A 6,603-nucleotide genomic window follows, 5' to 3' on the forward strand; every position below is an offset into this window, starting at 1 on the left:
TATGCCTATTTCGACAATATCGCCGGTTTGACTGTCAGAGCCAAGGTGACCATGGCCGGTGTGACCATCGGCAAGGTCACGGCCATCGATCTGGATCGCGACACCTTCACCGGAAGGGTGACCCTGCAGCTGGACAAGAAAGTGGACAACCTGCCCACCGACTCCACTGCTTCCATCCTGACTGCGGGTCTGCTGGGCGAGAAGTACATTGGTATCAGTGTGGGTGGCGAGGAGGCCTTGCTCGCCGACGGCGGTACCATCCATGACACCCAGTCGTCCCTGGTGCTCGAAGACCTGATCGGCAAGTTCCTGCTCAATACAGTCAGCAAAGATGCCAAATAAGGAGTTATCCATGTTTTCGATCATGCGACGCAGCTTGCTGGTTCTGGTGGCTCTGCTGCCGATGTGGGCCAATGCAGCGCCTGCGGTGTCCGCACATCAGGTGGTGCAGGGCGTCACCGACCGATTGCTGTCGGATCTGGAAAAGAACCGCGACACCTACCGCAGCAATCCGCAGGCGTTCTACGACGCGCTCAACACCATCGTCGGTCCCGTGGTCGACGCCGATGGCATTTCGCGCAGCATCATGACCGTGAAGTATTCGCGCAAGGCTACTCCCGCGCAGATGGCCCGGTTCCAGGAAAACTTCAAGCGCAGCTTGATGCAGTTCTACGGCAACGCCTTGCTCGAGTACAACAACCAGGGCATCACCGTAGGTCCGGCCAAGGATGAAAGCGGCACACGCACCAGCGTCGACATGCAGGTCAAGGGTACGGGTGGGGCGGTGTATCCGGTTTCCTACACCCTGGAAAACCTGAACAACGAATGGAAAGTGCGTAACGTCATCATCAACGGCATCAACATCGGCAAGCTGTTCCGCGATCAGTTCGCCGACAGCATGCAGCGCAACGGCAACGACCTGGACAAGACCATCGATGGTTGGGCTGGCGAAGTCGCCAAGGCCAAGGAAGTGACCGACAAAGCTGCACCGACGAGCGCGCAGTGATGGAACAGGGTCGTGTCGAACTGTCGGGCGATCAACTGAGCCTGGCCGGTGTGCTGGATTACCGCTGCGGTGCGGCCCTGCGCAAGCAGGGGCAGGCACTGATTCAATCCAGCCAGGCCGCCGCGCTGGTCATCGACTGCACCGGCGTGGAAAAGTCGAGCAGCGTGGGCCTGTCCCTGTTGCTGGGCTTCATGCGCGATGCGCAGGCCGCTGGAAAGAGCGTGCGGATTCAGGCATTGCCGCACGACATGCGTCAGATCGCTCAGGTCACTGGCATGAGCGACTTCTTTTCACAGAATTGATTGGCCATCTGCACAGCTCTCTGACCTGATCCCGTGAATCCGGGGTTCGCAGTCGGAGGGCTTTTTTGTATGATGGCCGACCCGCGCGCACAGGGCGCCGATCGAGGTTGAGCATGCAGGCTGTAGAAGTGAAGGGTTTCCTTGAATCCAAACTGCCCGGAGTGCAGGTGGAAGTCGAAGGCGAAGGCTGCAATTTCCAGTTGAACGTGATCAGTGACGAGCTGACTGCGCTCAGTCCGGTCAAGCGCCAGCAACAGATCTATGCTCATTTGAACCCATGGATCGCCGATGGCAGCATCCATGCGATCACCATGAAATTCTTCAGCAGCGCAGCCTGGGCTGAGCGTTCCTGAGCCACCCCGCGTCGAGACTCCAATGGACAAACTGATTATTACTGGCGGCGTTCGCCTTGATGGCGAAATCCGCATTTCCGGGGCGAAGAACTCCGCCTTGCCGATCCTGGCCGCTACCTTGCTGGCCGATGGGCCGGTGACGGTCGCCAATCTTCCGCACCTGCATGACATCACCACCATGATCGAGCTGTTCGGCCGCATGGGCATCGAGCCGGTGATCGACGAGAAGCTGGCGGTGGAGATCGATCCGCGCACCATCAAGACCCTGGTTGCGCCGTACGAACTGGTCAAGACCATGCGCGCCTCGATCCTGGTGCTGGGCCCGATGGTCGCCCGTTTCGGTGAGGCCGAAGTGGCGTTGCCCGGCGGTTGCGCGATCGGCTCGCGTCCGGTCGACCTGCACATCCGTGGTCTGGAAGCCATGGGCGCCGTGATCGACGTGGAAGCCGGCTACATCAAGGCCAAGGCCCCCGAGGGCGGTCTGCGCGGTGCCAACTTCTTCTTCGATACCGTCAGCGTGACCGGTACCGAGAACATCATGATGGCCGCGGCGCTGGCCAACGGCCGCAGCGTGCTGCAGAACGCTGCGCGCGAGCCGGAAGTGGTCGACCTGGCCAACTTCATCAACGCCATGGGCGGCAATGTCCAGGGCGCGGGCACCGACACCATCACCATCGATGGCGTCAAGCGTCTGCACTCGGCGACCTACAAGGTCATGCCCGATCGCATCGAGACCGGTACCTACCTGGTGGCTGCGGCCTGCACCGGCGGCCGGGTCAAGGTCAAGGACACCGATCCGACCATCCTCGAAGCGGTGTTGGAGAAGCTCCGCGAAGCGGGTGCCGAGATCACCACGGGCGCCGACTGGATCGAACTGAACATGCATGGCAAGCGGCCCAAGGCAGTCAACGTCCGTACCGCGCCATACCCTGCGTTCCCCACCGACATGCAGGCGCAGTTCATCTCGCTCAATGCCATTGCCGAAGGCACGGGCGCCGTGATCGAGACCATCTTCGAAAACCGCTTCATGCACGTGTACGAAATGCACCGCATGGGCGCGCAGATCCAGGTGGAAGGCAACACAGCCATCGTCACCGGTGCCGAAAAGCTCAAGGGCGCGCCCGTCATGGCCACCGACCTGCGGGCTTCGGCCAGCCTGGTGATTTCCGCGCTGACGGCTGAAGGCGATACCCTGATCGACCGCATCTACCACATCGACCGTGGCTACGAGTGCATCGAAGAAAAACTGCAGATGCTGGGCGCCAAGATCCGTCGCGTACCGGGCTGATAAGCGAGCCGGGCGCAGGGATGCGCCCGGGCGTTGCCAGAAACTTTCCTGTAAGGACTGACGTTTCCCATGTTGACCATTGCGTTGTCCAAAGGCCGCATTCTTGACGATACATTGCCGCTCCTGGCCGAGGCGGGCATCGTGCCCACCGAAAACCCGGACAAGAGCCGCAAGCTGATCATTCCCACGACCCAGGACGATGTGCGCCTGCTGATCGTGCGCGCCACCGATGTGCCGACCTATGTCGAACACGGTGCTGCCGACCTGGGCGTTGCCGGCAAGGATGTCCTGCTCGAATACAGCGGCCAGGGCCTGTACGAGCCGCTGGATCTGCAGATTGCCCAGTGCAAGCTGATGACGGCGGGCGCCATCGGTGCCGCCGAGCCCACGGGTCGTCTGCGCGTCGCCACCAAGTTCGTCAACGTTGCCAAGCGTTACTATGCCGAGCAGGGTCGTCAGGTCGATATCATCAAACTGTACGGCTCCATGGAGCTGGCACCGCTGGTGGGCCTGGCCGACAAGATCATCGATGTCGTCGACACCGGCAACACCCTGCGCGCCAATGGCCTGGAACCTCAGGAATTGATCGCCCACATCAGCTCCCGGCTGGTGGTGAACAAAGCCTCCATGAAGATGCAGCACGCCCGCATCCAGGCGTTGATCGACACGCTGCGCAAGGCAGTGGAGTCGCGACACCGCGGCTGACTTTCCCGCGCGGGTTCGCAACCCGCGCCCGTCTATCCGCATCATAGCCAAATAACTCAAGTGCCCATGTGGATCGATTGGTAATCTATCGGCGCTTGAGCAATTGCCATTATTTGAGGCCCGCCATGACCGCTTCCACTGCTATTCGCCGACTCGATGCCACTGATCCGGACTTCGCCCGCCATCTGGACCATCTGTTGAGCTGGGAAAGTGTGTCCGATGATTCGGTCAATCAGCGGGTGCTGGACATCATCAAGGCCGTGCGCGAGCGGGGCGATGCTGCGCTGGTCGAGTTCACCGAGCGCTTCGATGGTCTGCAGGTGGCGTCGATGGCCGACCTGATCCTGCCGCGCGAGCGCCTGGAACTGGCCCTCACGCGCATCACCGAGGCCCAGCGCGAAGCGCTTGAAACCGCCGCCGAGCGGGTGCGCCTGTATCACGAAAAGCAGAAGCAGGACTCCTGGAGCTATACCGAAGCCGATGGCACTGTGCTCGGCCAGAAAGTGACGCCACTGGATCGCGCCGGCCTGTATGTGCCTGGCGGCAAGGCGTCGTACCCCTCGTCAGTGCTGATGAACGCCATTCCGGCGAAGGTGGCGGGCGTGACCGAAGTGGTCATGGTCGTGCCCACGCCGCGAGGCGAGGTCAACGAACTGGTCTTGGCAGCGGCCTGCATCGCCGGGGTCGACCGCGTGTTCACCATCGGCGGCGCCCAGGCCGTCGCGGCCCTGGCCTACGGCACTGAAAGCGTGCCGCGGGTGGACAAGGTGGTCGGCCCTGGCAACATCTATGTGGCGACGGCCAAGCGCCATGTGTTCGGCCAGGTCGGGATCGACATGATCGCTGGCCCTTCCGAGATTCTCGTGGTCTGCGACGGCGGCACCGATCCGGACTGGATTGCCATGGATCTGTTCTCCCAGGCCGAACACGACGAAGACGCCCAGGCGATTCTGGTCAGCCCCGATGCGGAGTTCCTCGACAAGGTCGCGGCCAGCATCGACAAGTTGCTGCCGACCATGGAGCGTGCCGAGATCATCAATACCTCGATCAACGGCCGTGGCGCGTTGATCAAGGTCCGCGACATGCAGCAGGCCATCGAAGTGGCCAACCGCATCGCGCCGGAGCACCTGGAGTTGTCGGTCGAAGATCCTCAGGCCTGGCTGCCGCAGATACGTCACGCCGGTGCCATCTTCATGGGGCGTCACACCAGTGAAGCGCTGGGCGACTACTGCGCAGGTCCCAACCATGTGCTGCCGACGTCCGGCACGGCGCGCTTTTCCTCGCCCCTGGGGGTCTATGACTTCCAGAAGCGTTCGTCGATCATCTTCTGCTCCGAGCAGGGGGCTTCCGAACTGGGTAAGACCGCTTCGGTACTGGCCCGGGGTGAATCCCTGAGCGCCCATGCCCGCAGCGCCGAATACCGTATTCAATCCGATCTGGCAAAAGGGGAGTGAGCATGAGCAAATTCTGGAGCCCTTTCGTCAAGGACCTGGTGCCATACGTGCCCGGCGAGCAACCCAAGGTCGCCAACCTGGTCAAGCTCAATACCAACGAAAACCCCTACGGCCCATCGCCCAAGGCGATCGAAGCCATGCGCGCCGAGTTGAGTGATGCCCTGCGCCTGTACCCGGACCCCAACAGCGATCTGCTCAAGCAGGCCGTGGCGGACTATTACGGTGTGCAGACCAACCAGGTGTTTCTGGGCAACGGTTCGGACGAGGTGCTGGCGCATATCTTCCACGGCTTGTTCCAGCATGATCAACCGCTGCTGTTTCCGGACATCAGCTACAGCTTCTATCCGGTCTATTGCGGCTTGTATGGTATTTCCTTCGAGGCCGTGCCGCTGGATGACCAGTTCCAGATTCGTGCGCAAGACTATGCCAAGCCCAACGCCGGGATCATCTTCCCTAACCCGAACGCACCGACCGGTTGCTTGTTGCCGCTGGAGGCGGTCGAGCAGATCGTCAAGGCCAGCCCGGACTCGGTCGTTGTGGTGGACGAAGCCTACGTCGACTTCGGTGGCGAAACGGCGATCAAGCTGGTCGATCGCTATCCGAACCTGCTGGTCACCCAGACCGTTTCCAAATCACGCTCGTTGGCCGGCCTGCGTGTAGGCCTGGCGGTGGGGCACCCGGATCTGATCGAGGCGCTGGAGCGCATCAAGAACAGCTTCAACTCCTATCCGATCGACCGCATCGCCGTTGCCGGCGCCGCTGCGGCCTTCGCCGACACGGCCTACTTCGAAGACACCTGCGCCAAGGTCATCGCCAGCCGGGAAAAACTGGTCGAAGGGCTGCATCAGCGCGGGTTCGACGTGCTGCCTTCGGCGGCCAACTTCATCTTCGCCCATCATCCCGAACAGGACGCGGCGGGCATCGCCGCTCGCCTGCGGGAGAAAGGTGTGATCGTGCGGCACTTCAAGCAGGAACGCATTGCCCAGTTCCTGCGGATCAGCATTGGTACGCCGGAGCAGAATCAGGCGTTGCTGGACGCGCTGTAAGTTTCACGCAGACCTTGATCCATATTGATCGGGCGGTGCAGCGGGTCGACCGCTGCACGTTGCGGTTGCAGGGCCTACTTTTCCTCCTTCTTCACCGCCGCCGGCGCCGGTGGCGGGCGCAGGCCCACCTCGGCGTTCAAGGTGAGCTCCTTGCCCTTGCGCATCACCTGGATGGCGATCCGGTCGCCTGGTTTGGTGCGGGCCACCTGATTCATCGACCGACGTCCATCGCCGGCCGCCTCGCCATTGATGCTGAGGATGACGTCGCCCAGTTGCAAACCGGCTTTCTGTGCCGGGCCGCCCTGGAAGACGCCTGCGACCACGATGCCTGGCCGGTCCTTGATGCCGAACGACTCGGCCAGCTCCTCGGTCATCGGCTGCACTTCGATGCCCAGCCAGCCGCGAATCACCTGGCCATGTTCGATGATCGATTTCATCACCTCCAGCGC

The 6,603-nt window shown here is 61.9% G+C and carries 9 protein-coding genes; 8 read left to right on the plus strand and 1 reads right to left on the minus strand.

What is annotated here, in order from left to right; translation table 11 throughout:
* From mlaD to hisC, 8 genes are all read left to right on the plus strand, one after another.
* On the plus strand, positions 1 to 342 hold a 342-nt coding region (gene mlaD / locus B2V21_RS21055), incomplete at its 5' end, for an outer membrane lipid asymmetry maintenance protein MlaD (protein ID WP_286917935.1).
* Between the two features lie 10 nt (positions 343 to 352).
* Positions 353 to 1,006: an MlaC/ttg2D family ABC transporter substrate-binding protein gene (locus tag B2V21_RS21060; RefSeq protein ID WP_049860589.1), complete on the plus strand. Its 654-nt coding sequence runs from the start codon at positions 353 to 355 to the stop codon at positions 1,004 to 1,006.
* Positions 1,006 to 1,308 (plus strand): STAS domain-containing protein, encoded by a 303-nt coding sequence (locus tag B2V21_RS21065; RefSeq protein WP_286917936.1) that lies wholly within the window; start codon positions 1,006 to 1,008, stop codon positions 1,306 to 1,308. Before B2V21_RS21060 ends, B2V21_RS21065 begins: the two co-directional genes overlap by 1 nt.
* Positions 1,309 to 1,421: 113 nt before the next feature.
* On the plus strand, positions 1,422 to 1,661 hold the full coding sequence (locus B2V21_RS21070) for a BolA family protein (protein WP_043186744.1): 240 nt from the start codon (positions 1,422 to 1,424) through the stop codon (positions 1,659 to 1,661).
* 22 nt (positions 1,662 to 1,683) lie between these two features.
* On the plus strand, positions 1,684 to 2,949 hold the full coding sequence (murA, locus tag B2V21_RS21075) for a UDP-N-acetylglucosamine 1-carboxyvinyltransferase (RefSeq protein ID WP_043186747.1): 1,266 nt from the start codon (positions 1,684 to 1,686) through the stop codon (positions 2,947 to 2,949).
* Positions 2,950 to 3,018: 69 nt separating this feature from the next.
* A complete protein-coding gene (hisG, locus tag B2V21_RS21080) occupies positions 3,019 to 3,654 on the plus strand; it encodes an ATP phosphoribosyltransferase (RefSeq protein WP_043186752.1) in 636 nt (211 codons plus the stop codon).
* A 125-nt stretch (positions 3,655 to 3,779) separates the two neighbouring features.
* Positions 3,780 to 5,108, plus strand: coding sequence for a histidinol dehydrogenase (hisD, locus tag B2V21_RS21085; protein WP_056845027.1), 1,329 nt, complete (start codon positions 3,780 to 3,782; stop codon positions 5,106 to 5,108).
* A gap of 2 nt (positions 5,109 to 5,110) precedes the next feature.
* The gene (gene hisC, locus B2V21_RS21090; protein ID WP_286917937.1) at positions 5,111 to 6,154 is read left to right on the plus strand and encodes a histidinol-phosphate transaminase; all 1,044 of its coding nucleotides are present in this window, start codon (positions 5,111 to 5,113) and stop codon (positions 6,152 to 6,154) included.
* Positions 6,155 to 6,228: 74 nt separating this feature from the next.
* Here the strand turns inward: hisC and B2V21_RS21095 are convergent.
* Positions 6,229 to 6,603, minus strand: a 375-nt coding sequence (locus B2V21_RS21095) for a S1C family serine protease (protein WP_286917938.1), incomplete at its 5' end; no start/stop codon positions are given.

It is taken from the genome of Pseudomonas sp. UBA6276 (genome assembly GCF_002438365.1).
Lineage (GTDB): Bacteria > Pseudomonadota > Gammaproteobacteria > Pseudomonadales > Pseudomonadaceae > Aquipseudomonas > Aquipseudomonas coleopterorum.